The following is a 25,518-nucleotide window of genomic DNA, read 5'->3' as shown; positions in this document are numbered from 1 at the left end:
TCTATCAGGATATCTGCATGCTCAAGCGTCTAGTCAAACTACCTGCCTTACTGGTGCTGTTCAGCAGTTTTAGTCTGTCTGCAGCAACTTTAACGGTGGATGGATTAGCGAATAAGAACACCCCTAAAGCCACGGATGTTGCCTTTCAGTTGATCGATATGAAGACAGGGAAAACACTGGTGGCTCAACGTGCTGATCAATTACAGCCACCGGCCAGCTTGCAAAAATTAGTGACGGCATTAGCAGCCAAGCTTTACCTTAAAGATGATTTCCGCTTTATCACTCGTCTTGAACGCCACAAAGATGATGTGATTATCCGTTTTAGTGGCGATCCTGACTTCAGCTCTGATGATTTAGATGCCTTATTCCAATCACTCCGCTCCAGCCAGTCAGTTATCAAAGGTAATATTTATATTAATGGCTCGACATTTGATGATTATGAGCGAGCTATCGGGCTTCCCTGGGATAATCTAGGTGTTTGTTATAGCGCCCCATCCAGCAGTGTATCTATTGATAAAAACTGTGCAACGGGCAATTTATATATCAAACCCGGTGCTAGCCAACCATCAGTCCTATTGTCAGCAAAAAAACCAATTCATATTGATACATCCACATTAGAAATCATTAAAACTAAAGCCACCAGTGACGATTATTGCCAGATGAAGTTATTAGCTGATGATAAAAACCACTACCAGATAGGTGGCTGTATCCATGAGTCTTCCCTACCTGTTAAATTAAAATTTGCACTGCAAAACACCACCGCTTATGCAAAAGCCAATATTGGAGATGCGTTAAAAAAAGCAGGGATTCAACTCAAGGGAAAGATACTGCGTGATGACCATAAAGTAGGAACGGTAATTACTGAACATCAGTCAGCACCATTAGACACGCTGGTCAGGGAGATGCTTAAACATTCCGATAATCTTATTGCTGACAATGTGTTAAAAATCATTGGTCATGTGTTTTATAAACAGGCAGGCAGCTATGAAAATGGCATAGCCGCTGTACAACATATTCTGAAACAACAAGCGAATATCGATTTAAGTCACGCCATGTTAGTGGATGGCTCAGGTTTATCCCGGAACAACCGACTGTCAGTAGAACAACTAATACAAGTCGTATCATATATTTTCAAACATCCGGAATTAGGCTTAATCAACGATCTTCCGGTATCAGGTGAAAGTGGTACGCTGGCATTTCGCAGCAGTGTTAATAAACCACCATTAAAAGGTCAGATACAAGCCAAAACAGGCACACTGTATGGCACCTATAATCTGGCAGGAAAGATTCGGACAAAAAACAATCATGACCTGTTATTTGTCCAGATTGTGACTAATTTTCATCCTGCCGATGAAAAACAGTCCCGTTGGCCTGTGATGAAATTTGAAAAGTCGTTATATGAGTCGATTTATCAACGTTTCTAACTAAGTACCCTCTCGCAATTTAAGGCTGAAATAGGTAGAATTTTCGGCTTCTTATCACGTCAAATTCTTGGAAAGTTAACCATGGCTCAGTACGTATATAGTATGAATCGGGTGGGCAAAATTGTTCCGCCAAAACGAGAAATACTGAAAGATATTTCTTTATCCTTTTTCCCTGGTGCAAAAATTGGGGTGCTTGGTCTTAATGGCTCTGGTAAATCAAGTTTGCTTCGCATTATGGCTGGCATCGATCAGGATTATATCGGTGAAGCACGACCAATGCCCGATTTGAATATTGGCTACTTGCCTCAAGAACCAGAGCTTGATGACAGCAAAACAGTTCGTGAAGTGGTTGAAGAAGCCGTCTCTGACGTTAAAGGTGCTTTAGATGAGCTTGATGCCATTTACGCCGCCTATGCCGATCCGGATGCTGACTTTGATGCATTAGCTAAGAAACAGGCTGAACTGGAAAACCTAATTCAGGCAAAAGATGGTCATAATCTTGAAAACGCTTTAGAACGAGCGGCCGATGCCTTACGCCTTCCACCATGGGACACGCCTGTTTCGGTCTTATCAGGTGGTGAACGTCGTCGTGTTGCTTTATGCCGCTTATTACTCGACCACCCGGATATGCTTCTGCTTGACGAGCCTACTAACCATTTAGACGCCGAATCTATCGCCTGGATCGAGCGCTTCTTACAAGAATACCCTGGCACCGTTGTTGCTATCACTCATGATCGCTACTTCCTGGATAATGCCGCGGGCTGGATTCTCGAACTGGATCGCGGTCGTGGCATTCCTTATGAAGGTAATTATTCTTCATGGCTTGAACAAAAAGATCAGCGTTTGCAACAGGAAGCCAAAGAAGAAGCGTCTCATCAGAAAGCGATCAAGGCTGAGCTTGAATGGGTAAAACAAGGTGCTAAAGGCCGTCAAACCAAATCAAAAGCTCGTTTAAAATCGTTTGAAGAAATGAATTCACGTGAATTCCAAAAACGTAATGAAACCCAGGAAATTTATATTCCACCTGGTCCACGCCTCGGCGATAAAGTCATTGAGCTCAATAATGTCACTAAGTCATACGGTGAGAAACTATTATTTGAGAACCTGAGCTTATCGATTCCTGCCGGCGCTATTGTCGGTATTATTGGTGCTAACGGTGCTGGTAAATCAACCTTATTCCGTATGATTTCTGGCGAAGAACAACCTGATTCAGGTGAAATAGAAATTGGTAGCACCGTTGAGTTGGCATATGTTAATCAAGCCCGTGAACTCGATGGTAAAAAAACGGTATTTGAAGAAATTTCTGATGGTGCTGACATTATTACGGTTGGTAACTACCAAACACCATCACGTGCTTATTGTGGCCGTTTCAACTTTAAGGGCTCTGATCAGCAAAAATTTGTTAAAGACTTATCGGGTGGTGAACGTAACCGACTGCATATGGCAAAACTGCTTAAGTCGGGTGGCAATGTGTTATTACTTGACGAACCGACCAATGATCTTGATGTAGAAACACTTCGTGCGCTGGAAGAAGCCATTCTGGCCTTCCCCGGTTCTGCTGTAGTGATATCGCATGATCGCTGGTTCCTGGATCGGATCTGTACCCATATCATTGCTTATGAAGGCGATTCATCTGTTGTCTTCTTCGAAGGTAACTACAGTGAATACGCTGAAGATTATGCAAAGCGGTTTGGTAAAGACCATCAACCAGAGCGTATTAAGTATCGTCGGATAGGTTAATAAAAGCTGCTGCCTGTGTTTTTTGCTACACAGGCAGCATTTGACTTGTCTGGACCGTAAAATGACAGAATCTTTTTTCATCATGAGTGTGTCTAATCCATCATAAATAATATAACTGTGATACTCACGCTATGAAAAAAGCTCAACTAGCCCGCTTAAAATTGCGCTGTCCAATTACGCTGGGTCGCCAGCATGAAATCAATATTCCATCAGGCTGGTTTGATCTTGTGTTCACCATGTGTGCTGCCATAGAAGATGAAGCTCAAGCTATCAACAAAAAACATCGCCAGCGTATGTTTTTACCCAGAATTGTGTTTATTGAAGAACATCAGGGAAGAATCATCTGTGATGTCATAAATGGCACTAAAGATATTAATGAGATTATCAAACAGGCACAAATGCGATCGGCAAAATGTTGCATGACCTGTGGCGACGAAGGCAGTCAGTTCCGATTAGGTAGAAATCTTGTCACACGTTGCCATAAACATCGTTCAAGTGAAATGCATTATTAATGCTGTTTGTGCTGTAAACAATTATCATAAACTGCTTGTTCGACCTGCTCTTCTGTTTGTGACTCAGGAAAAGTGAATGCCAGGTTTATAGCCAAATCAATCATTTTGAAAAAGTTTGTATGCATAAATTCAGGCGGTGTAGCTTGTTGCATCTCACCCATGGTTTTACCCTCCAAACGTTGAGCAAAGTAATCACCAGTTAAACTGGAAATTTGCTGGCATTGTTTATCTGGTTCATCGTTGGCATAGGCGGGAAAAGAAAACGATATTGCCAGTAATACAGGCGTGACATAGTGCTTCATAACATCCTCTCTTTAGGACCAGTTGCAACTACCAATAAGACTTAAAAGAAATGAATTAATTTCTTCACGCGAATTTTTAGCGTGATACCTGATAATACCAGGCAAATTAAATACCAAGGATAATAATGAAAGCGTTACTTATCATTGCTCACGGCAGCCGCCGGCAAAAATCAAATGATGAAGTTACACAAATTGCTAAAGAACTCAGCGAACATACAAAACATGACTTTGATCTTGTTGAGTCTGCTTTTCTGGAATTGGCAAGCCCTCTTATTCCTGATGGCATTGAACAATGTATTAAATCGGGTGCTAGAGAAATTATTGTGCTGCCTTACTTTTTAAATTCTGGCAGACATGTCACCGAAGATATCCCACAGATCATTGCAGCACAAAAAGCACGTTATCCGGATACTCAGATTACTTTAAGACCTCACATTGGCGCTTCATCTATTATGCTCGACTTGATTTTACGGATGGCTACGGACAAATAAACCTGGTGAAAAATACAACAACTACTTGACAATATTACATTTAAATCTAATGTTGAAATAAAAATATAAAAACAAATAGCCTCAAACACAATATAAGGTAATAAATAATGGAGAGAGAGAGGTTAGAAGAGATATGGGATCGCGACGGTGCCTGTAATAGGCTGCTTAATGATGAAGACCTATTACAGAAGATGCTGGTAATGTTTTTGCAAACCGCCAAGCAAGCGCTGGCCGATATAGAAGCAGCCACTGCACAACATGATCTGTTTACGGTAAAAGCGCTTGCCCATAAACTCAAAGGAAGTGCATCAGCCGTAGGCGCTTTAAAAATTATTGAGGATGCCCTTAATATCGAAACTGCCGCTGGTAATGATGATATTAATCAGATTGAGATAAATATCGGCCGCTTAAATTCGGATATGGCAGAAGTGCAGTTAGCTATGACCAATTACTTACGTGAAGCCACATCATAGTTTCAGTTGTTTATGATACTTGGATAGCTAGCGCTATGATTTAGCTATTAAAAATTAACCCTAGCTGCGGTCGATATAGCAAGAGCTATGAAACTAAGGATGGCAGGGCCATCAGACAACTACTCTTCTCTACTAATCTATCCAGCTTGCTAATTTTTCTGCAATCTTTTTATAACCAATAGCATTAGGATGGATGGGATCTGACTTCCAGTCTGCTTTTGACTCTACTTCAGCCATAATATCGTTTTCAATGGCAATATCTTTATCTTGAGCGACACGTAAATAAACAGGTGAAGCATTTAGAAGTAAGCCTGGTTTAGGTACCGATACTAAAAGCACCTTTGCCCCACTCTGTTGGATCATATCGATCATCGTGCTTAGATTAGATTCTAGTTGCTCGATATTAAGCTTTCTGAGTAAGTCATTTCCGCCATGACATAAGATTACAAGCTGAGGGTGATGCTTATTTAATACATCAAGTAATCGTTCAAGCCCTTTTTCTGTCACTTCACCGGGTACGCCAGCATTAATTACTGATTTACCTGTCAGTTTGGCAAGCTGAGCAGGATAACTTTGCTCAGGGGCTACACCGGTGCCATAAGTGAGACTATCACCAAATGCCAATATAACCGCAGAGTCAGTAAGATGAATTTTCTCTTTTTCATCAGAACATGACAGTAAAAATAATAGTGTTATAACAAAGAAAAGAAACTTCCATTTTCTATTCATCTGCTGCATCTCTAATTAAGCTGCTACTGAAGGAAATAATTGTCTGAAATTTTGACTGGTAATATTAGCAATATTCTCGACACTATCACCTCTAAGCTCAGCTAAAAACTCAGCTACATGTTTAACAAATACAGGCTTATTGGTTTTACCACGGTGAGGCACTGGTGCAAGGTACGGTGCATCAGTCTCAATCAATACTCTATCGAGAGGAAGTTTCTTTGCCACTTCTTGCAGTTCTTTAGCACTTTTAAAGGTAACAATACCGGATAAGGAAATATAAAAACCAATATCCAATGCACGTTGAGCTGTTTCCCAGTTTTCAGTGAAACAATGAATAATACCGCCGGCATCACGCGCATTCTCATTTTCGAGAATAGTCATGGTATCTTCACGCGCTTCACGTGTATGAATGATTAACGGTTTTTTAGTGTGTTTTGCTGCTTCGATATGGACTCTGAATCGATCGCGTTGCCATTCCAAATCCCCTTCACTTCTGAAGTAATCTAAACCTGTCTCACCGATGGCAATGACTTTGGGATGATTGGCTTCAGCGATTAAGGCATCGACAGTGTATTGCTCGTCGGCCTCAACATTTGGGTGAATTCCTACACTTGCACTGACATTGGGGTAACTTTCAGCGATTTGTTTAACCTCAAGAGTGCTTTTCTTATCTATGGCAATGCACAGAATATGCTCAATACCTTGGCTCTCTGCTTCACTCACCATGGCATCGATGCCACCCTCTTCATCTGCGAGTAAATTAAGGTGGCAATGTGAATCAATATACATAAAACAATAACAACTTAAATATAGGGAAGGAATCGTACAAAGGCTACTTACATGGTGTAAGTGGCTTTATCAGACTTAAGTTTATCGACTAAATAATTCTCAATTTTGCCTCTAACGACAGAAGCACTACCATCAATATCACTGAAATGTACGCCAATACCTGCGGCCTGATTTCCTTGTGCACCACGTGGCGTAATCCAAACAATGGTTCCGGCAACGGGTAGTTTTTCTGATTCATCCATCAGTGATAAGAGGATAAATACCTCTTCGCCCAATTGATAACTCTTTGTTGTCGGAATAAACAGCCCACCATTTTTCACATACGGCATATAAGAATGGTAAAGCATATTTTGATCGGTAATTTTCAGTGACAAAATGCCTTTTCTTGGATTAGAAGCCATTGTATTACCTGTTTATTGCTGATGATGTTGAATCTGACTAGCATGTTGCATAATCGTCACCATCAAATCTTCCATCAGTAAGGTTTTATTTAGATTATTCTGTGAAGATAGTAACTTCATTGTATGGATGATGCAATCGGAAATCCCCCAGTAATGCTTGATTAATGAAGGCTCAGGCTCTTCCTGTTTATCTAATATTGATAACAGTTTGGTTTGTATCATTGCCTGTAGCTGATGCAATACTGACATCAGATCAAAAGATTGCCACTGAGCAGAGAGTTGCACAGGATTAGCCTTGCACCGCATTAATGCCGCCATACCACTAAATACACTCTTACTCTGCTCAATTCCTTCTTGACCAATTTCAAGCGCGGCTAAAGGCGCTCCATGTGCCAGATTAAGTAAAAGTGTTAAATCCTGTTCTGACCAGTCACTGTGTTGTTTGAGCCAGTCTATCGCGATAGTACGCTCAGGCGTTGATACAGAAATTGTCTGGCAGCGGCTTTTAATGGTGATGGGTAACTTTCGCATTGATGCAGCAACGAGAATCAGTGTGGTGTTTTCTTGAGGCTCTTCAAGCAACTTTAACAAACTGTTAAAGGCGTTGGTGTTCATCTGATCTGCGTATTTGATAATAACTGTTTTTGCTGGCGAGATTTTTGCCATCAACGATTGCACGTCTTTCAATTGACGAATTTGATCTACTTTAATTTGTTTACCCGTTTCTTCAGGCTCAACAACACTATGATCAGGATGACTTTCTGCTGCATATAACTGACAGCTATGGCACGTGCCACAGCTCTCAAAGTCCTCAGTCGGACTTAAACACAAAAGACTTTTTGTCAGCTTACCGGCGAGTAAATTATTATCTAATCCATCTATGCCATGAATAAGAATCGCATGTGGAATACGTTTCGCTTGATAAAGTGAAACGATATGCTGCCAGGGTGTTTGATGCCAGGGATAGAGTGATACTGTCATGCTGATTCAAGTAACTTATTTAATGATATAGACACTTGTTGCTGAATATTATCAATTGATTGGCTAGCATCAATGATTTGGATTCGCTTTGGCTCATTCACAGCTCTGTCCAGGTAGCACAGACGAATCTTTTCAAAAAAATCTGTCTTTTCTTGCTCAAAACGATCTTTTTCTAAAAGGCGTTGATTAACCCGCTGCTGTCCGATATGAACAGGTAAATCAAATAATAACGTTAAATCGGTACTCAGACCATTCAGTGTCCAGTCAGACAAAGATGATATACGTTGTGCATCAATACCTCGGCCACCGCCTTGATAAGCAAATGTCGCATCAACAAACCGGTCACAAACAACCCACTTCCCAGCAGCCAGAGCAGGTGAAATTACTTGCTTGATATGTTCAGCCCGTGCAGCAAACATGAGCAATAATTCTGTATCATCACTCATGCCTTCTTTTCTGGGTCTTAATAATAATTCTCGAATTTCTTCACCTAAAGGCGTACCACCCGGCTCACGTGTGACGATAACTGATTTATTGAAATTCTCTAGGTAACTTTTGATGAACTGGATTTGTGTTGATTTTCCTGCACCTTCGATACCTTCAACGCTGATAAATTTACCTGTCATTTTTTTAATTGATACTTTCTTACGGCTTTATTGTGATCGGCCAAATTAGATGAAAAAATATGTCTGCCATCTGTTCCAGTTGCCACGAAATACAAACTGTCTCCGCTTGCTGGATGAAGGGCTGCATTAATCGATTCTCTACTTGGTAAACAAATAGGCGTTGGCGGTAAACCACTGCGAGTATAAGTGTTATAAGGCGTATCTGTTGTCAGATCTTTTTTGCGTAGATTACCATCGAAATTTTTTCTGATACCATAAATCACTGTTGGATCTGTCTGTAAACGCATACCTTTTTGTAGACGACGGACAAACACACCTGCAATTTCAGGTCGTTCCTCTGCTACAGCGGTTTCTTTTTCAATAATTGACGCCATTATCAAGGCTTCATATGGTGATGTGTATGGTAAGTCTTTGGCCCGGTATTGCCATGCTTGATCCAGCACTTCCTGCATTTGTTTATTTGCACGCGCTAAAAACTCAATATCTGTTGTATCGGTAGGGAAATGATACGTTTCAGGAAGAAACCAGCCTTCACCGTCTTTGTCAGCTTGCCCTAATGCTGCCATTACGGCAGCCACATCAGGCTGTTCAAGGGTATGTTTTATTTTAACGTTTGCCTCAACCATATCTACCAGTGATTGTGCTGTTGTTCCTTCTACAATGGTCATTGAATTCATAATAACCTTGCCAGATACTAATCTGTTAAGCACATCAGGTAAGGTATCGCCAGGTAATAGTTGATATTCGCCTGCCTTGATTCTACTCGCTGACTCATTAGCCCTGCCGTATAACTGCAGATAGATAGGAGAAATTGAGGTGATATTGTGCTTATACAAATCTTCACTGATGCGTTTAAGGTTACTGCCAGGTGTAACAATAAAATGAACAGGTTCTGTAATGTTCAATGGTGTTGTCATGAACCGATTGTATTGAATAACAATATATGTGCATATAGCAGCGGCGATAAGCGCTGGGAGCAGCGTTTTGAGTAAAAGATTATTTTTCATATCAGCTTTCAGCAGTATCCAATGCTTTTTGAATTTTTTTTGTTATATCCCCATGAGACCATTTTTTATTGGTGCCATGTAGAGCTATCACTGGCCATATTCTAATAAGACTGTTAGTTACAAACACTTCATCTGCCTGATAGAGATCATCCAGCGTTAATGTGACTATCTCATGCGGTATATCTAAAGTACAGGCTAGTCCCAATACCTGTTGCCGCATTATCCCCTCGATACCACCGTCACTCAGATTGGGTGTTAATAAACAGCCATCACTGACAAGAAATACATTGCTCATTGTTCCCTCAATAAGCTCATCGTCATAGTTCAACATCAATCCTTCAGCTATATCAGCTGAATCCCATTCATTACGGGCAATGACTTGTTCCAGACGGTTTAAATGTTTGATTCCGGCTAATAATGGATTTTTTGCCAAACGAGTCGAACATAATTGCAAAGTGATGCCAGATTGATGAGTAATAGGATAATCTGGCAGAGGATGGAAACTAATAATGCGTTGAGGTATTGAGTCTTTAGGTGGTTTATAACCTCTTCCACCAGAGCCGCGGGTGAGTATGATTTTAATAACACCATCACCAGAGACTTGCTTGCAAACAATATCAAGCTCTCGCTGTAACGCTGCCATCTCATTAAAGTCTATCTGCAGACGTTCACAGCCACGTAACAAACGCTCTTTATGTTCTGTTAAGTATTCAAGATGACCATGTCGAAATGGTATCGTTTCGAACAGACCGTCGCCATACTGAAGGCCACGGTCTGCTACTTGTAGCATTGTTTCCGGTTGACCATTTATCAGAATCACCGGTTTACTCTGCTTAACTTAACTTTTTAAATATGACAGTACCGTTAGTGCCGCCAAATCCAAATGAATTAGACATCGCTACGTCAACTTTCATTTGTCTCGCGGTATTGGGTACATAATCAAGATCACAGTTTTCATCCTGGTTATCAAGATTGATAGTAGGAGGAGCCACCTGATCACGAATGGCAAGTAGGCTAAATACGGCCTCTACACCACCTGCCGCACCTAATAAATGACCAATCATTGATTTGGTTGAGCTTATTGCGACATCGTTAGCAGAATGTCCTAACGCTGTTTTAATAGCCTGAGTCTCAGCTGCATCACCAGCAGGTGTAGACGTACCATGTGCATTGATGTAGTCAATATCTTCAGGATTAAGTCCAGCATCTTTAAGTGCATTCACCATACAACGAGCAGCGCCTTCACCACCTTCAGATGGAGAAGTCATATGATATGCATCACTGCTCATGCCAGAACCGACTAACTCAGCATAAATAGTGGCGCCACGTTTGACAGCATGCTCATACTCTTCCAGGACAATGACACCAGCACCATCACCAAGCACAAAACCATCACGGTCTTTATCCCATGGTCGACTGGCAGCAGCCGGATCATCATTTCGGGTAGATAAAGCGCGTGCAGCAGCAAAACCACCCAACCCTGTTTTAGATGTGGCCATTTCAGCACCACCGGCGATCATCACATCCGCATCACCATACTGAATCATCCGGCCTGCAGATGAAATACAGTGTGTACCTGTCGAACAGGCCGTTACGATAGCTGTATTAGGCCCTTTCATACCGTACATGATCGACAAATTGCCTGAAATCATGTTGATAATATTGCTTGGTACGAAAAATGGAGAAATCTTGCGAGGTCCACCATTTAAATAACTGTCGTAACCAGACTCAATGCCAGGTAAGCCACCGATACCAGAACCAATCGCTACACCGATTCGTTCAGCATTCTCATCGGTCACCACTAAACCAGAATCTTCAATAGCTTCTTTAGCTGCGGCAATACCATAATGGATAAAGGTATCCATTTTTTTAGCATCTTTTTTAGGGATCACTGTAGTCACATCAAAGTCTTTGACGCTAGCACCAAAGCGAACACTAAACTCTGATACGTCAAACAAGGTTAGTGGTGCGACACCACTTTTACCCGCAACAATATTTTCCCAACTTTCTTTTACCGTTACCCCAACAGGAGTAACAGCACCAAGACCAGTAACGACAACGCGTCTTTTAGACATCAGGTTTTCCCCTCAAACCTACAGGTATACATGACATAGCCGCCTAGCATGCTTTCACACACTAGACGGCTATCATAAGCGCTTTTAATTATATTAAGACTGATGTGCGTTAATATAAGAAACGGCTTCTTTAACTGTAGTGATTTTCTCAGCTTCTTCGTCTGGGATTTCACATTCGAAAGCTTCTTCCAAAGCCATAACCAACTCTACTGTATCCAGAGAGTCTGCGCCCAGGTCGTCGATGAATGAAGCATCCGCAGTTACTTCATCAGCGTTGACACCTAATTGTTCAACAACAATTTCTTTTACGCGAGCTTCGATATCACTCATAACTAATATTTCCTTTGGTGGTTAATACATCAAACAATGTGCAGGCATTTTATAGTGCCAGCACCATTGAGACAAGCTAAATGGCACTCATCCAACTTGACTCATTAATAAAATACTTAATTAATAGTCACTTAGTGACTATTAGCTCATATACATGCCACCATTGACATGTAATGTTTCTCCCGTCACATATCCTGCATTTACGCTAGCAAGATAACTGACTGCCGCAGCAATTTCCTCTGGTTCGCCTAGTCTTTTTACCGGCACATGTTCAAGCATCGCCGTTTTATGTGCTTCAGGTAAAGAACTAGTCATATCCGTATCAATAAATCCAGGTGCGACAGTATTGACAGTAATGCCTCTGGCGCCAACTTCGCGAGCCAGTGACTTACTAAATCCAATCACACCAGCCTTAGCTGCAGCATAATTAGTTTGCCCTGCATTACCCATGGCACCAACGACAGAAGTGATTGTGATGATTCGGCCCCATCTTGCTTTTGTCATTGCTCTTAGGCAACGCTTGCTCAGCTTAAATATTGGTGTCAGATTGGTATTGATGATGTCATCCCACTCTTCATCTTTCATACGCATCAATAAATTATCACGGGTAATACCAGCATTATTGACCAGAATTTCTGGTGCGCCGAATTCATTTTCTATTGTGGAAACAACATTATCAATAGCATCAGCATCTGTCACATTAAGAACGATACCCCGTCCTTTAATGTTGGCCTCTTTAAGAAAATCGGTAATCGTCGTAGCGCCATTTTCTGAAGTTGCTGTACCAATCACTGTGGCACCTTGCTCACCTAAACTAAGAGCAATAGCTTTACCAATACCACGTGTAGCTCCAGTAACCAGAGCAATTTTTCCATCTAAGCTCATTCTATTCTCCTAATGCTTGCTGAGTTTTTTCAAGCGTCGCTAAATCAAATAAAGGTAATGCAGTAAGAGACTTATCAATACGTTTAGTCAAACCAGCTAAAACTTTACCTGGTCCACACTCCACAATGTGATTTACATCTTGTGCGGCAAGCCACTGAATAGTTTCGACCCAGCGAACCGGACTATATAATTGTTGCGCCAATAATGACTTAATCGTGTCTACATCAACAGCAGATGTCACGCTCGCATTATGAATAACAGGTGTCGTAGGTAGTCGTATTTCTATCTCATTGAGTTTATTAGCTAATTGCTCTGCAGCAGGCTGCATAAGGGCACAATGGGATGGAACACTGACTGGCAGAATCAGAGCACGTTTAGCACCTTTATCAGATGCGATTTCAGTTGCTCTTTTGACAGCATCGGCAGAGCCAGCAATAACAACCTGACCAGGCGAATTAAAGTTCACTGCTTCGACAACCCCGATGGCTGATGCTTCATTACAAACATCACGCACCACATCATCATCCAAACCAAGGATTGCAGCCATAGCCCCTTCACCAGCAGGCACAGCCTGTTGCATAAATTGACCACGTAATTCAACCAGTTTGACAGCATCACTAAAGCCGATGGCTTCTGCAGCAACAAGTGCCGTATATTCACCAAGGCTGTGACCAGCAAAATAATCTGGTCGGATATCAGAAACTGATTGCCAGACACGCCACATCGCTATACCAGCTGTCAACATAGCTGGTTGAGTACGATCGGTTTGATTTAAGAGTTCGTCAGGACCATTAGAGACCAGATTCCAGACGTCATAGCCTAAGGCGTCTGAAGCTTCTTGGAATGTTTGTTTCACTAGGCTGTATTCTGCTGCAATCTCAGAGAGCATACCTACAGATTGAGATCCCTGACCGGGAAAGACAAAAGCTGATTTCATTCATTACCCCTGAATATATCAGTACTGAATAAGCGCTGAACCCCATGTAAATCCGCCACCAAAGGCTTCAAACAATAAAGTTTTACCGCGTTTTATACGACCGTCACGAACAGCAACGTCGAGGGCTAAAGGAATCGATGCTGCTGAGGTATTACCATGTTTATCTACAGTCACAACAACGCGATCCATAGGCATCTGTAATTTCCGCGCTGTAGCAGCAATAATTCGGATATTAGCTTGATGTGGGATTAACCAATCAATAGCACTTTTATCCATTTGATTGGCCTCAAGTGTTTCATCGACAATGCTACTTAATGTTTTAACGGCAACCTTGAATACTTCATTGCCCTGCATATCGACATAGGGAGATTCATCAGTTACCGCCGAACCAGGACCGGTTGGTACTTGTAATAAGTGACTGAAACCACCATCAGAATGAATATGTGTTGAGATGATACCTGGCTGTTCTGAGGCCTGAAGTACTACAGCACCAGCACCATCTCCGAATAAGACACAGGTATTTCTATCTTTCCAATCAATGATGCGTGAAATTGTTTCAGCACCAACGACTAGTACATTCTTGATACCACCAGATTTAATAAACTTATCTGCTATGGTCAATGCATAGACAAAACCAGTACACACAGCCTGAACATCAAAAGCCGGACAACCTGCGATATTAAGCTTCGCTTGTAATAATGAGGCTGTACTTGGAAATATTTGAGTAGGTGTTGTGGTGGCAACGATAATCAGATCAATCTCATTATTCGTGATGCCTGCAGCTTCGATAGCTTTAAGGGATGCTTGGTAGGCAAGATCCGTCGTTGTTTCATTCTCTGCTGCGATATGACGTTCTTTTATTCCCGTCCGTTCAGTAATCCATTGGTCGCTAGTTTCAACCATAGACTCCAGATCATGATTACTGAGTACTTTTTCTGGCAGATAGCTGCCGGTACCCACGATACGAGAATACATCACAATACTTGTCCTTCCAGTAACACTTCCAGGTGTTTAGTTATATTTTTTGGTACGTCCTTGGCAGCTTCAATAATCGCTATGTTAATCGCATTAGCAAAAGCAAACTCATCGGCTCCACCATGACTTTTAATCACAATACCTTGCAAACCGATAAGATTTGCACCGTTGTAGGCGCGAGGATCTAACTCATTACGAAAGTGTTTTAATACTGGTGAAGCAATTAAACCAGCTAATTTAGTCAGCCAGTTACGAGAAAATGATTGTCGTAAATAGTGACGAATCATATGAACGACGCCTTCACTGGTTTTAAGAGCAACATTCCCGACAAAACCGTCACAAACAAGGACGTCTACTTCACCATGGTATAAGCCATCACCTTCAACATAACCGATGTAGTTAAGATCGGTCTGCTCTAATAATCGTGATGCTTCTTTTACCCGTTCATTACCTTTTATCTCTTCTGAACCGATATTGAGTAAGCCCACTTTTGGTTTATCTTTACCATCGACAAGTTCAGCGAGAACAGAGCCCATCAAGGCAAACTGGACTAAATGTGCAGCGCTTGAGTCAACATTCGCGCCCAAGTCCAGTACATAGGTATGCCCTTTCATTGTCGGTAATGCTGAAACGATAGCGGGTCTTTCAATACCCGGCAGCGTTTTTAATACAAATCTTGCTGTCGCCATCAGTGCACCGGTATTACCTGCACTTACGCAAGCAGCTGCGCGCCCCTCTTTAACTAAGTTAATCGCCACTCGCATAGAAGAATCTTTCTTTCCTCGTAATGCTTGCGATGGCAATTCATCCATCTCTACCTGCTGTGAAGCATGATGGACAATTAAGCGGGGTTCATTGTTGACATTGTTTTTTTGCAGGTGCGAATGAATTGTTTGTTCATCACCAACAAGAATTAATGTGACATCCGGATGTTTTTTTAATGCTGATATGGCAGCGGGGATCACGACTTGAGGTCCGTGATCCCCGCCCATTGCATCAATTGATATCGTCAGGCTCAATTGTTTTTATGCCTTATTCGCTTTTATCCGCTACAACTTTACGACCACGGTAATAGCCATCAGCTGACACATGATGACGACGGTGCAATTCACCTGAAGTTGAATCAACAGATAATGTTGTTTCGGTTAAGGCATCATGTGAACGACGCATTCCACGACGTGATGCACTTTTTTTGTTTTGTTGAACAGCCATGACTAAAAACTCCTAAAGCCTTTTAAAAATTCAAAATTATTTTTTTGATTTCAATGCAGATAAAACTGCGAACGGAGAAGCCTGTTTTTCAGGTTTCTCCTCTATCTCTTTGTCCCCAGATTGCCATACCTCTTTCGGTAAACAATCAAAATCATGTTTAGGCACTAGGGGAAGTGCCAAAATTAACTCATCTTCCACAACATCAGCAGGATTCACAAACTCTGAGTCGTCAATTACCCAAGGCTCATATTGCTCAGATAACTTACTGACTAAGCGTTCATGCTTTACCAGTCCTAACAATGTTTCTATTGTCACTGGATAGAGCAACTCTCCCAAGCAACGTTCACATGTCAACGACAAGTCGGCGACAAACTGCCCTTGCATATAGGGAGTCCCGGTCTGATCAATATCAAAACGCATCTTGACCTTAACCGTCCCCGTTTCATTGAATAGAGAAGGTTTTAAACGTGACAAAGATGTCAGTTCAATCTCCCCTTCAAGTTCTCGCCCATTATGGGCGAAACGAAACGGATCTATTTCTTTTGGCAATTGCTGGTGCATAATCGACGGGATTATATAAGAAATATCGAAAAACAGCAAAACGGATACGTATATGGCTTCATAACATTAATTATTATGTAGCTCAATTACAGCATTGCTTTTATCAGATGTCTGTTTACTGAGGTCATTTCGCATCGCATCGATGTAGTATAAATAATTGGCATCAATGTCACCTGTGATGTACTCCCCATCGAAACATGAGGTATCAAAACGCTCAACATCACTCTTTTTATTAATAGCTGAGACCAGATCAGGCAGGTCCTGATATACAAGCCAATCTACACCAAGCTCCCTTGAAATTTCTTCTACACTTCTGTCGTGAGCAACAAACTCATTTGCAGACGGCATATCAATGCCATAGACATTCGGGAATCGAACCGGTGGTGCAGCTGAAGCCAAATAGACTTTGTTAGCACCCGCATCTCTTGCCATCTGAACGATTTGCTGTGAAGTCGTGCCTCTTACAATAGAGTCATCAACTAAGAGGACATTTTTGCCTCTAAACTCCAGATCAATAGCATTTAATTTCTGACGAACAGATTTCTTACGCATTGTCTGGCCAGGCATGATAAATGTTCGGCCAATATAGCGATTTTTAATAAACCCTTCTCTATAGACCACACCTAGATCATATGATAATTGTAATGCTGCACTACGACTGGTATCTGGAATCGGAATAACAACATCAATATCATGGTCCGGAAACTCACGTTTAATTTTCTGAGCAAGTTTCGTCCCCATACGCATCCGGCTTTTATGAACAGAGATACCATCCATCATAGAGTCAGGTCTGGCAAAATAAACATATTCAAAAATGCATGGTGATTTGATGGGATTCTCAGCACACTGCTGAGAATAAAAGTTGCCTTTGGTATCGATAAAGACACACTCACCCGGTGCAATATCGCGGACTAATTCATAATCTAGAATATCAACAGCGACACTTTCAGATGCCACAACATACTCAGTCCCATTCTCTGTTTCACGTTTTCCAATAACCGCTGGGCGAATACCATATGGATCACGGAATGCCATGACACCAACACCAGAAATCATCGCAACAGCGGCATAAGCGCCTTTACAACGACGGTGCACTTGAGCGACGGCTTTAAAGATATCATCAGGCTGTGGGGTAAGTTTTGAGCTGTTTTGTAACTCATGTGCAAGCACATTGAGTAACACTTCAGAATCAGAATCAGTATTAAGGTGACGACGATCTGTCTGGAACAACTCGTCTTTCAGTACTTTTGTATTGGTTAAATTGCCGTTGTGTGCCAGGGCAATACCAAATGGTGAGTTCACATAAAACGGCTGTGATTCAGCAGAGGTTGAACAGCCAGCAGTGGGATAGCGAATATGACCAATCCCCATCTTACCTTTAAGACGAATCATATGACGGGTATGAAACACATCTTTGACTAGCCCATTATCCTTACGTAGGAAAAACTTGCCATCATCATCGCAAGTCATAATTCCAGCAGCATCCTGTCCTCGATGTTGCAGTACGGTCAATCCATCATATAAGGCCTGGTTAACCTCAGAGTGACCCACAATACCAATAATTCCGCACATAGTTTGCCCTGTCAGGAAGTTAATTGTAGTTGATATGTTGAGCGATATCTGTTGGTAACAGATCACGCACCCAAACAGCTAGTTTGATGAAATGCTCTAGCAAGATAGAGTTTTGCCACCAACTGTCTGCTGGCATTGGCGTCGCACCAGCAGCTAGAACCAAGATAGTGACAATGGCGACACCTCGTATCATGCCAAAGATAATCCCTAAAGCCCGGTCAGTACCTGTAAGTCCGGTTTTTTCAACAACTTGAGATATTAAGTGATTGACCATAGCGCCAAGAATCAATGTCACTGCAAATAAGACAAAAAAAGCCAGAAATAATCGTATGGATGGTGTCGATATATAGTCAGCTAATAAGGTAGATAGATTTGAGTAAAAAAGTATGGCTACCCAGAAAGCTAAAATCCAACTAGCTAATGAAAGCACCTCTTTCATAAAGCCCCGGACGATACTGATAGTGGCCGACAAAAAAATAAGACCTATTATCAGATAGTCAACCCAAACCATAGTTACCCCGCAATGAGCTGCGATCTAAACCGTGAATTTTAACAGATTAACCAACAACAACCCAGTATTTTTACAGTTATATTTCATTGTCAGTTATAGATGCCAGCACTAGGGCTGATATTGCAAAATTTGCGTAGATAACTTGAGCTTTTCACTCAGCATTTTTGCTGTTTTTTCTAATTTATTCCGATCGGCCACTGGTTGTAAACGCACACGATAAATCGGTTTTTTATCTGTTTTAACAATTTCAATTAGTGGGTTATAGCCCATGGACTCAAGTTCTTTTGATAATGCATCAGCATTATTCCGGACACCAAAGCTGGCTAATTGTAAAACCCATAAAGTCTCATTTTTTTGTTCTGCAGACTTTTCTTTTTCTGGAGCTGGAGCTGGAGCTGGAGCTGGAGCTGGAGCTGGAGCTGGAGCTGGAGCTGGAGCTGGAGCTGGAGCTGGAGCTGGAGCAGTGTGTTCGTTTTCGGTCAGTTTTTCACTGTCTTTATTTACTGGCGGATTATCTAACTGATTAGATGGTGCAACCTCCTGCTCTGGCACAGAAGATTCAACACGTTCTGGTTCATCGTCTAAAGGTTCAATAATAGAATCAAAAGGTATTGGTTTATCAACGATATCGTCAATGTCATTTTTTGCCACCGAAGCTAATAGTAGCCAAGCAATAACACCGATAACAAAGAGTAATAAGGCAGCCCCTATCAAGCGCTGTTTTTGTACCAGTGTCATTGCCTGCTCCAGTGATTAGTGATGATTAGGTGAGTTTACCTCATGATACTTATTTTTATCAGAGGCAATAACTCCTGTTTCATTATTAGCTGACGGCATATGCTGTAAAGCTACATCAAGCACTTCATAAATCCATTTAACAGGAATAATGGTTAGACCCTGTTTAACGTTTTCAGGAATTTCCTTTAAATCCTTAACGTTATCGTGAGGTATTAATACTGTATCTATCCCCCCACGATGAGCTGCTAACAGTTTTTCTTTTAAACCACCAATAGCTAATACTTCACCACGCAAGGTAATTTCACCCGTCATGGCTACATTCGCTTTTACAGGAATTCCAGTGATTGCCGAAACTAATGCGGTACACATACCGACACCGGCACTTGGACCATCTTTCGGTGTAGCACCTTCCGGCACGTGGATATGAAGATCATGTGTTTGAAGAAAATCTTCACTAATGCCCCACTCCGTTGAACGAGAACGAACAACCGTGGTAGCTGCCTGGATAGATTCCTGCATAACATCACCTAATTTACCGGTATAAGCAGATTTGCCTTTACCTGGCATAATGGCAGACTCAATCGTTAATAGCTCGCCACCCACTTCGGTCCATGCTAGTCCTGTTACCTGACCAACACGATCACTTTCTTCAGCCACACCGTATTGATAATGATAGACACCTAAATAGGTTTCGATATTGTCAGCTGTCACGATCACTTTTTCTTTTGGCTGCTCGGTAATAATTTGTTTAACTAATTTACGGCAGATTTTTGAAATTTCACGTTGTAAATTCCGTACGCCAGCCTCACGGGTATAGCGACGAATAATTTCCATGACGGCATCTTCCTGAATATCAATTTCCTTAGCTTTAAGACCATTGTCTTTAATCGCTTTTGGTAACAGATATTTCATAGCGATATTGAGTTTTTCATCTTCTGTATAGCCAGCAAGACGAATAATTTCCATACGATCACGTAATGCATCTGGAATATTCAATGTATTAGCCGTACAGACAAACATGACGTCCGACAAATCATATTCAACTTCCAAATAATGATCGGCAAACGTTGAGTTTTGTTCAGGATCAAGTACTTCCAATAACGCTGATGCAGGATCACCGCGGAAGTCTTGCGCCATTTTGTCTATTTCATCAAGCAGAAATAAAGGATTTTTTACTTCTGTTTTACAAATATTCTGTATGACTTTACCTGGCATAGAGCCTATGTAGGTACGACGATGCCCGCGAATTTCAGCCTCATCTCTTACACCACCTAAGGCCATTCTGGTGAACTTACGATTCGTTGCACGTGCAATGGATTGTGCAATCGATGTTTTACCTACCCCAGGAGGACCAACCAAGCAAAGAATTGGACCTTTTGATTTTTTCACACGTTTCTGAACAGCGAGGTATTCAACAATACGTTCTTTTACTTTTTCAAGACCGTAATGATCTTCATCTAAAACCTCTTCGGCCTTATGTAAATCCAACGTTACTCTTGAACGTTTCTTCCAAGGCACTTCCAGTAACGATTCAATATAATTTCTGACCACAGTGGCTTCTGCCGACATTGGCGACATCATACGAAGCTTTTTAAGTTCAGATTCAGCCTTCTCACGTGCTTCTGCAGGCATGCCTGCTTTTTCAATATTAGCTGCAAGCTCATCCGTTTCATTTGCAGATTCGTCTATTTCGCCTAACTCTTTCTGAACGGCTTTAAGTTGTTCATTTAGATAGTATTCGCGCTGGCTTTTTTCCATTTGCTTTTTAACACGGTTGCGAATACGTTTTTCAATCTGCTGAATATCAATCTCACCTTCGAGGAAAGCCATTAACTTTTCAACGCGTGCTTTTACGTCACTCATTTCAAGTAACATCTGCTTATCTTCAAGCTTGAGTGTCATATGAGCAGCAACGGTATCAGACATGCGAGACACATCTTCGATACTCGAAAGCGATGAAATCACTTCAGGTGGAATTTTTTTATTTAATTTGACGTATTGTTCGAATTGACCCAGCAACGTTCGCATTAAAACATCGGCTTCACGGTCATCTTCTATATCATCAATAAATGGCGCTACTTCGGCTTCTGTGTGAGTATCGTGATTATGGAAATAAATCACATTTGCACGTTGCACACCTTCCACCAGTACTTTCACTGTACCGTCAGGTAGCTTGAGTAATTGTAAGATATTTGCCAAAGTACCTGTTTCATACAAACCGTCAGTATCTGGCGTATCTTCTGATGAGTCTTTTTGTGCAACCAGCAGGACTTGTTTACTTTCATCCGTTGCCAGCTCAAGGGCTTTGATAGATTTATCTCTACCGACAAAAAGTGGTATCACCATATAGGGATACACGACAACGTCACGTAAAGGTAAAACAGGAACAACCTTTATGTTGTTATCGTTTGAAGTGGTAGTTAATTCATTTTCCATTAAGGCAAACCTCTTACATGTGTCTGTCGACACCCAATTTAGGACATGAATTCAATATGGGGACAGACAATAAAAAATCAAGCATACAGAAATCGTATGCTTGATTTAGTGTGCAGATACAACGGTGTAGTTAACTGATTATTTATCGCCAGAGGCCATATCCGTACTTTGATCTTCATAAATCAAAATAGGTGAATTCTCACCAGCAATCACGCTTTCATCAATTACGACCTTGGATACATTATCTGCTGAGGGTAACTCAAACATAGTATCAAGCAAGACATTTTCAATAATAGATCGCAGGCCACGGGCACCTGTTTTTCTTTCCATGGCTTTTCTGGCGATAGCTCTTAATGCATCGTCTCTGAACTCAAGTTCAGCATTTTCCATATTAAATAATTGTTGATACTGCTTAGTCAGTGCATTTTTAGGTTCGGTCAGAATCTGAACCAATGCTTTTTCATCCAACTCATCAAGTGTAGCAACTACAGGAAGACGACCAACAAACTCTGGGATAAGACCATATTGAATAAGATCTTCTGGTTCCACTGTCCGTAATGACTCGCTTAATGGCTTATTGTCATCAACACTTTTCACTTCAGCAGAGAAGCCAATACCGCCTTTTTGGGTGCGATTTCTGATAACTTTATCCAAGCCAGCAAAGGCACCACCACAAATAAATAAAATCTTACTTGTATCTACCTGTAAGAACTCTTGCTGAGGATGTTTACGACCACCTTGAGGTGGAACTGAGGCAATCGTTCCTTCAATTAATTTCAGCAATGCTTGTTGTACGCCTTCACCACTAACATCGCGAGTTATTGATGGATTGTCTGATTTACGAGAAATTTTATCTATCTCATCAATATATACAATGCCGGTTTCTGCTTTATCAACGTCGTAATCACATTTTTGCAACAGCTTCTGGATGATATTTTCAACGTCTTCACCCACGTAACCCGCTTCAGTAAGCGTCGTTGCATCAGCCATAGTAAAAGGTACATTCAACTGTCTGGCTAATGTCTCTGCCAATAGCGTTTTACCACTACCGGTAGGTCCGATAAGAAGAATATTGCTTTTAGACAGTTCGACATCGTTATCTTTATTAGCCGTACGAAGTCGTTTGTAATGGTTATAAACCGCGACAGAAAGGTAACGTTTAGCCCGTTCCTGTCCGATAACATAATTATCTAATGCGTCATTAATTTCGCGAGGTGTAGGTAATTTACTTTCGGCTTCTTCAGTCGCCATTTCCTGCATTTCTTCACGAATAATGTCATTGCATAGATCGACGCATTCGTCACAAACAAATACAGATGGACCAGCGATTAATTTTTTTACTTCATGCTGACTTTTTCCACAAAAAGAGCAATAAAGTAATTTATCATCGTTATTTTTGTCGTCGCTCATATTTTTACTACCTTACGCGTCATCTATAAATTTTATCGGCCGATATAGCTTATTCTGTAGGTCGGCTTGTTAATACTGAATCAATTAAACCATATTCGACAGCTTGTTCACCGTTCATGAAGTTATCACGATCGGTATCTTTACGAATAGCTTCTATATCTTGACCAGTATGCTTAGCAAGAATTCCGTTTAAACGATCACGAATACTCAGAATTTCTTTTGCATGAATATCAAAATCAGAGGCTTGGCCCTGGAAACCACCTAATGGTTGATGCACCATAATGCGTGAATTAGGCAGACAATAACGTTTGCCTTCAGCGCCACCGGCTAAAAGCACAGCGCCCATACTTGCGGCCTGACCGATACATAATGTGCTTACATTAGGTTTAATAAACTGCATAGTGTCGTAAATGGCTAAACCAGCAGTTACTGCCCCGCCGGGTGAATTGATATATAGATGAATATCTTTATCAGGATTTTCTGATTCAAGGAATAACAACTGGGCAACCACAAGGTTAGCCATTTGATCTTCTACAGGGCCCACTAAAAAGATGACACGTTCTTTTAATAAACGAGAAAAAATGTCATACGAGCGTTCACCACGAGATGTTTGCTCAACGACAATAGGCACCAGTGCATTTTGAATCATACTGCTTTCTTCACCAGAAAATTTATTTGTCATAACCATCCTAATTTCAAGGTCCCAATAAAAAAACAGCCCATACCCATTTCACATGAGTACGGGCTGCATTCAATATCAGCGTTGTTAATTAATTAGATACTGCATTAACGACGTCTGAGAATGTTGATGTACTCTCTTCTACTTTAACATGGTCGTAAATCCATTCAACAACCATATCTTCAACAACTGTCATCTGAATTTCAGACAGTCTTTCTTGATTATTCATGTAGAAAGTGACAACTTCTTCTGGATCTTCGTAGCTAGCAGCAATTGCGTCAATAGCTTCTTTTACGCGATCCTCATCAGGACGAATTTCATTATCTGAAATAATCTTACCAATCAAAAGACTTAACTTAACACGCTTTTCAGCATTATCTTTAAAATTATCTGGATTGAAAGGCAAGCCTTCAACATTAACGCCTTGATTGCGGAGATTGTTCTTTGCTTGTTCAACAAGATATTCAGCTTCACGCTGTACTGGCGCTGAAGGTAGAGCAACTTCATTGTTTTCCGCGATAGAATCCATTGCTTTACGCTTATTCAGTGTTTTTAAAGCTGAACTCAGCTCACGTTCCATATTGGCACGCACTTCTTTTTTCAAAGCGGCAATGCCTTCTTCAACACCACATAATGCAGCAAACTCTTTATCAAGCTTTGGTAATTTTTTCTTAGCGACTTGTTTGACGGTAACAGCAAACTTAGCTTCTTTACCTTGAAGGTGCTCAGCACGATAATCTTCTGGGAAAGTTAATGTAATCTCAACTTCCTGGTCAGCTTTTTTACCAATGAGTTGTTCTTCAAATTCAGGCAGCATACGACCTTCGCCTAGCTCCAAAAGAACATCCTGACCTTTACCACCTTGGAATTCTTCGCCATCAATCGTGCCGACAAAATCAATAGTGACGCCGTCACCTTCTTTTGCACCACGTTTTAATGGTTCCCATGACATACGCTGTTCACGTAAGGTTTCCAGCATACGGTCTACATCTTCATCAGTCACTTCAGCAACTGTTTTTTCCAGGGTAATGTCATCAAGTTTGACATTTTCTACTTCAGGGAAGACTTCGTAGTTGAGGGTATAGACGAAGTTACTGCCTTTTTCATCCATACTATCGATATGTGGAGGGCTTGCTGGGTTAACACCTTCTTGAGTGAAGGCTTCACGCATGCTTTCCTGAACAAGAGAGTCGATCACTTCACGACGTGCTGATGGGCCATGTGTTTTAACGACCATGTTCATCGGTACTTTGCCGGGACGGAAACCGGCCATTTTCACATTAGGTCTAATTGACTTAAGGCGTTCCTGTACTGCTTGTTCGATATTGGCATCTTCGACTGTGACGGTCATACGGCGACCAAGTTCGCTCACGTTTTCTACAGTAACTTGCATTCTCTAACCTCAAACATGGGGATTTAGGCATGGCGGTTTCGCCATCCGCCTATTTGTAGTAATGGTACGAGAGGAGAGACTCGAACTCTCACAGGTTACCCTACTGGAACCTAAATCCAGCGCGTCTACCAATTCCGCCACTCTCGCATATTCATTTATCAGACATGCCTGATGCCTGAAAGAAGTCGGCTATTATAGCGATAACGTTTCGAGAAAACTAGCCTTGAAGTGCTAAAAAACTAATTCCCATGTTCGTTTGCTGGCAAAACTGCTGAAATGCAATGAATTCTTGCTGGGAAATATCTCGTTTGCTTGAGCTACGATCCGCC

28 protein-coding genes and 1 tRNA gene are annotated in these 25,518 nt (G+C 41.4%); 5 read left to right on the top strand and 24 right to left on the bottom strand.

What is annotated here, in order from left to right; translation table 11 throughout:
- Nucleotides 1–17 precede the first annotated feature (17 nt).
- The 3 genes from dacB to BM232_RS09160 all read left to right on the top strand — a co-directional run bounded on the left by dacB (nucleotide 18) and on the right by BM232_RS09160 (nucleotide 3,676).
- On the top strand, nucleotides 18–1,424 hold the full coding sequence (gene dacB / locus BM232_RS09170; RefSeq protein WP_091713779.1) for a D-alanyl-D-alanine carboxypeptidase/D-alanyl-D-alanine endopeptidase: 1,407 nt from the start codon (nucleotides 18–20) through the stop codon (nucleotides 1,422–1,424).
- Nucleotides 1,425–1,505: 81 nt separating this feature from the next.
- A complete protein-coding gene (gene ettA, locus BM232_RS09165) occupies nucleotides 1,506–3,164 on the top strand; it encodes an energy-dependent translational throttle protein EttA (RefSeq protein WP_091713777.1) in 1,659 nt (552 codons plus the stop codon).
- 131 nt (nucleotides 3,165–3,295) lie between these two features.
- The gene (locus tag BM232_RS09160; RefSeq protein ID WP_091713775.1) at nucleotides 3,296–3,676 is read left to right on the top strand and encodes a hypothetical protein; all 381 of its coding nucleotides are present in this window, start codon (nucleotides 3,296–3,298) and stop codon (nucleotides 3,674–3,676) included.
- Here the strand turns inward: BM232_RS09160 and BM232_RS09155 are convergent.
- Nucleotides 3,673–3,978, bottom strand: coding sequence for a hypothetical protein (locus tag BM232_RS09155; RefSeq protein WP_091713773.1), 306 nt, complete (start codon nucleotides 3,976–3,978; stop codon nucleotides 3,673–3,675). The genes BM232_RS09160 and BM232_RS09155 overlap by 4 nt on opposite strands.
- Nucleotides 3,979–4,103: 125 nt before the next feature.
- Between BM232_RS09155 and BM232_RS09150 the strand changes: the two genes are divergently transcribed.
- Nucleotides 4,104–4,469 carry a sirohydrochlorin chelatase gene (locus BM232_RS09150; protein WP_091713771.1) on the top strand — a complete coding sequence of 122 codons (366 nt, stop codon included), beginning with the start codon at nucleotides 4,104–4,106 and terminating at the stop codon, nucleotides 4,467–4,469.
- Nucleotides 4,470–4,576: 107 nt separating this feature from the next.
- The gene (locus BM232_RS09145) at nucleotides 4,577–4,942 is read left to right on the top strand and encodes an Hpt domain-containing protein (RefSeq protein ID WP_091713769.1); all 366 of its coding nucleotides are present in this window, start codon (nucleotides 4,577–4,579) and stop codon (nucleotides 4,940–4,942) included.
- A gap of 132 nt (nucleotides 4,943–5,074) precedes the next feature.
- On the opposite strand, the gene BM232_RS09140 is transcribed toward BM232_RS09145, so the two are convergent.
- The 23 genes from BM232_RS09140 to BM232_RS09030 all read right to left on the bottom strand — a co-directional run bounded on the left by BM232_RS09140 (nucleotide 5,075) and on the right by BM232_RS09030 (nucleotide 25,336).
- A complete protein-coding gene (locus BM232_RS09140) occupies nucleotides 5,075–5,671 on the bottom strand; it encodes an arylesterase (protein ID WP_091713893.1) in 597 nt (198 codons plus the stop codon).
- 15 nt (nucleotides 5,672–5,686) lie between these two features.
- Nucleotides 5,687–6,460 carry a TatD family hydrolase gene (locus BM232_RS09135; RefSeq protein WP_091713766.1) on the bottom strand — a complete coding sequence of 258 codons (774 nt, stop codon included), beginning with the start codon at nucleotides 6,458–6,460 and terminating at the stop codon, nucleotides 5,687–5,689.
- A 47-nt stretch (nucleotides 6,461–6,507) separates the two neighbouring features.
- Nucleotides 6,508–6,861 carry a PilZ domain-containing protein gene (locus tag BM232_RS09130; RefSeq protein WP_091713764.1) on the bottom strand — a complete coding sequence of 118 codons (354 nt, stop codon included), beginning with the start codon at nucleotides 6,859–6,861 and terminating at the stop codon, nucleotides 6,508–6,510.
- 12 nt (nucleotides 6,862–6,873) lie between these two features.
- Complete coding sequence (locus tag BM232_RS09125; RefSeq protein ID WP_091713762.1) at nucleotides 6,874–7,842, bottom strand: DNA replication protein; 969 nt, start codon at nucleotides 7,840–7,842, stop codon at nucleotides 6,874–6,876.
- Entirely contained in the window at nucleotides 7,839–8,468 is a 630-nt protein-coding gene (tmk, locus tag BM232_RS09120) for a dTMP kinase (protein WP_091713760.1), read from the bottom strand. The genes BM232_RS09125 and tmk overlap by 4 nt, the downstream gene beginning before the upstream one ends.
- Entirely contained in the window at nucleotides 8,465–9,475 is a 1,011-nt protein-coding gene (mltG, locus tag BM232_RS09115) for an endolytic transglycosylase MltG (RefSeq protein WP_091713759.1), read from the bottom strand. The genes tmk and mltG overlap by 4 nt, the downstream gene beginning before the upstream one ends.
- A 1-nt stretch (nucleotide 9,476) precedes the next feature.
- The gene (gene pabC / locus BM232_RS09110; protein WP_091713757.1) at nucleotides 9,477–10,295 is read right to left on the bottom strand and encodes an aminodeoxychorismate lyase; all 819 of its coding nucleotides are present in this window, start codon (nucleotides 10,293–10,295) and stop codon (nucleotides 9,477–9,479) included.
- 13 nt (nucleotides 10,296–10,308) lie between these two features.
- Entirely contained in the window at nucleotides 10,309–11,550 is a 1,242-nt protein-coding gene (fabF, locus tag BM232_RS09105) for a beta-ketoacyl-ACP synthase II (protein WP_091713756.1), read from the bottom strand.
- 93 nt (nucleotides 11,551–11,643) lie between these two features.
- Entirely contained in the window at nucleotides 11,644–11,880 is a 237-nt protein-coding gene (gene acpP / locus BM232_RS09100; RefSeq protein ID WP_007145140.1) for an acyl carrier protein, read from the bottom strand.
- Nucleotides 11,881–12,021: 141 nt separating this feature from the next.
- Nucleotides 12,022–12,765 (bottom strand): 3-oxoacyl-ACP reductase FabG, encoded by a 744-nt coding sequence (gene fabG / locus BM232_RS09095; RefSeq protein WP_091713754.1) that lies wholly within the window; start codon nucleotides 12,763–12,765, stop codon nucleotides 12,022–12,024.
- A 1-nt stretch (nucleotide 12,766) separates the two neighbouring features.
- Nucleotides 12,767–13,702 carry an ACP S-malonyltransferase gene (gene fabD / locus BM232_RS09090; protein WP_091713752.1) on the bottom strand — a complete coding sequence of 312 codons (936 nt, stop codon included), beginning with the start codon at nucleotides 13,700–13,702 and terminating at the stop codon, nucleotides 12,767–12,769.
- Nucleotides 13,703–13,720: 18 nt separating this feature from the next.
- Nucleotides 13,721–14,680: a beta-ketoacyl-ACP synthase III gene (locus BM232_RS09085; protein ID WP_091713750.1), complete on the bottom strand. Its 960-nt coding sequence runs from the start codon at nucleotides 14,678–14,680 to the stop codon at nucleotides 13,721–13,723.
- The gene (plsX, locus tag BM232_RS09080) at nucleotides 14,677–15,696 is read right to left on the bottom strand and encodes a phosphate acyltransferase PlsX (protein WP_091713748.1); all 1,020 of its coding nucleotides are present in this window, start codon (nucleotides 15,694–15,696) and stop codon (nucleotides 14,677–14,679) included. The genes BM232_RS09085 and plsX overlap by 4 nt, the downstream gene beginning before the upstream one ends.
- 13 nt (nucleotides 15,697–15,709) lie before the next feature.
- Nucleotides 15,710–15,889: a 50S ribosomal protein L32 gene (gene rpmF / locus BM232_RS09075; protein ID WP_007145145.1), complete on the bottom strand. Its 180-nt coding sequence runs from the start codon at nucleotides 15,887–15,889 to the stop codon at nucleotides 15,710–15,712.
- A gap of 36 nt (nucleotides 15,890–15,925) precedes the next feature.
- Entirely contained in the window at nucleotides 15,926–16,438 is a 513-nt protein-coding gene (locus BM232_RS09070; RefSeq protein WP_245752867.1) for a YceD family protein, read from the bottom strand.
- 78 nt (nucleotides 16,439–16,516) lie between these two features.
- A complete protein-coding gene (gene purF / locus BM232_RS09065) occupies nucleotides 16,517–18,022 on the bottom strand; it encodes an amidophosphoribosyltransferase (protein ID WP_091713743.1) in 1,506 nt (501 codons plus the stop codon).
- Nucleotides 18,023–18,041: 19 nt separating this feature from the next.
- Nucleotides 18,042–18,533: a CvpA family protein gene (locus BM232_RS09060; protein ID WP_091713741.1), complete on the bottom strand. Its 492-nt coding sequence runs from the start codon at nucleotides 18,531–18,533 to the stop codon at nucleotides 18,042–18,044.
- Between the two features lie 108 nt (nucleotides 18,534–18,641).
- A complete protein-coding gene (locus tag BM232_RS09055) occupies nucleotides 18,642–19,271 on the bottom strand; it encodes an SPOR domain-containing protein (RefSeq protein WP_091713739.1) in 630 nt (209 codons plus the stop codon).
- 15 nt (nucleotides 19,272–19,286) lie between these two features.
- Nucleotides 19,287–21,707 (bottom strand): endopeptidase La, encoded by a 2,421-nt coding sequence (gene lon, locus BM232_RS09050; RefSeq protein ID WP_091713737.1) that lies wholly within the window; start codon nucleotides 21,705–21,707, stop codon nucleotides 19,287–19,289.
- A 138-nt stretch (nucleotides 21,708–21,845) separates the two neighbouring features.
- A complete protein-coding gene (clpX, locus tag BM232_RS09045) occupies nucleotides 21,846–23,117 on the bottom strand; it encodes an ATP-dependent protease ATP-binding subunit ClpX (RefSeq protein ID WP_091713735.1) in 1,272 nt (423 codons plus the stop codon).
- Nucleotides 23,118–23,166: 49 nt separating this feature from the next.
- Nucleotides 23,167–23,799: an ATP-dependent Clp endopeptidase proteolytic subunit ClpP gene (gene clpP / locus BM232_RS09040; RefSeq protein WP_177207301.1), complete on the bottom strand. Its 633-nt coding sequence runs from the start codon at nucleotides 23,797–23,799 to the stop codon at nucleotides 23,167–23,169.
- A gap of 88 nt (nucleotides 23,800–23,887) precedes the next feature.
- Complete coding sequence (gene tig, locus BM232_RS09035) at nucleotides 23,888–25,189, bottom strand: trigger factor (RefSeq protein WP_091713733.1); 1,302 nt, start codon at nucleotides 25,187–25,189, stop codon at nucleotides 23,888–23,890.
- A gap of 62 nt (nucleotides 25,190–25,251) precedes the next feature.
- Nucleotides 25,252–25,336 (bottom strand) — tRNA-Leu (locus BM232_RS09030).
- Between the last annotated feature and the right edge of the window lie 182 nt (nucleotides 25,337–25,518).

It is taken from the genome of Methylophaga sulfidovorans (assembly GCF_900114205.1).
GTDB lineage: Bacteria > Pseudomonadota > Gammaproteobacteria > Nitrosococcales > Methylophagaceae > Methylophaga > Methylophaga sulfidovorans.
This window is presented reverse-complemented; position numbering and strand designations above follow the sequence as displayed.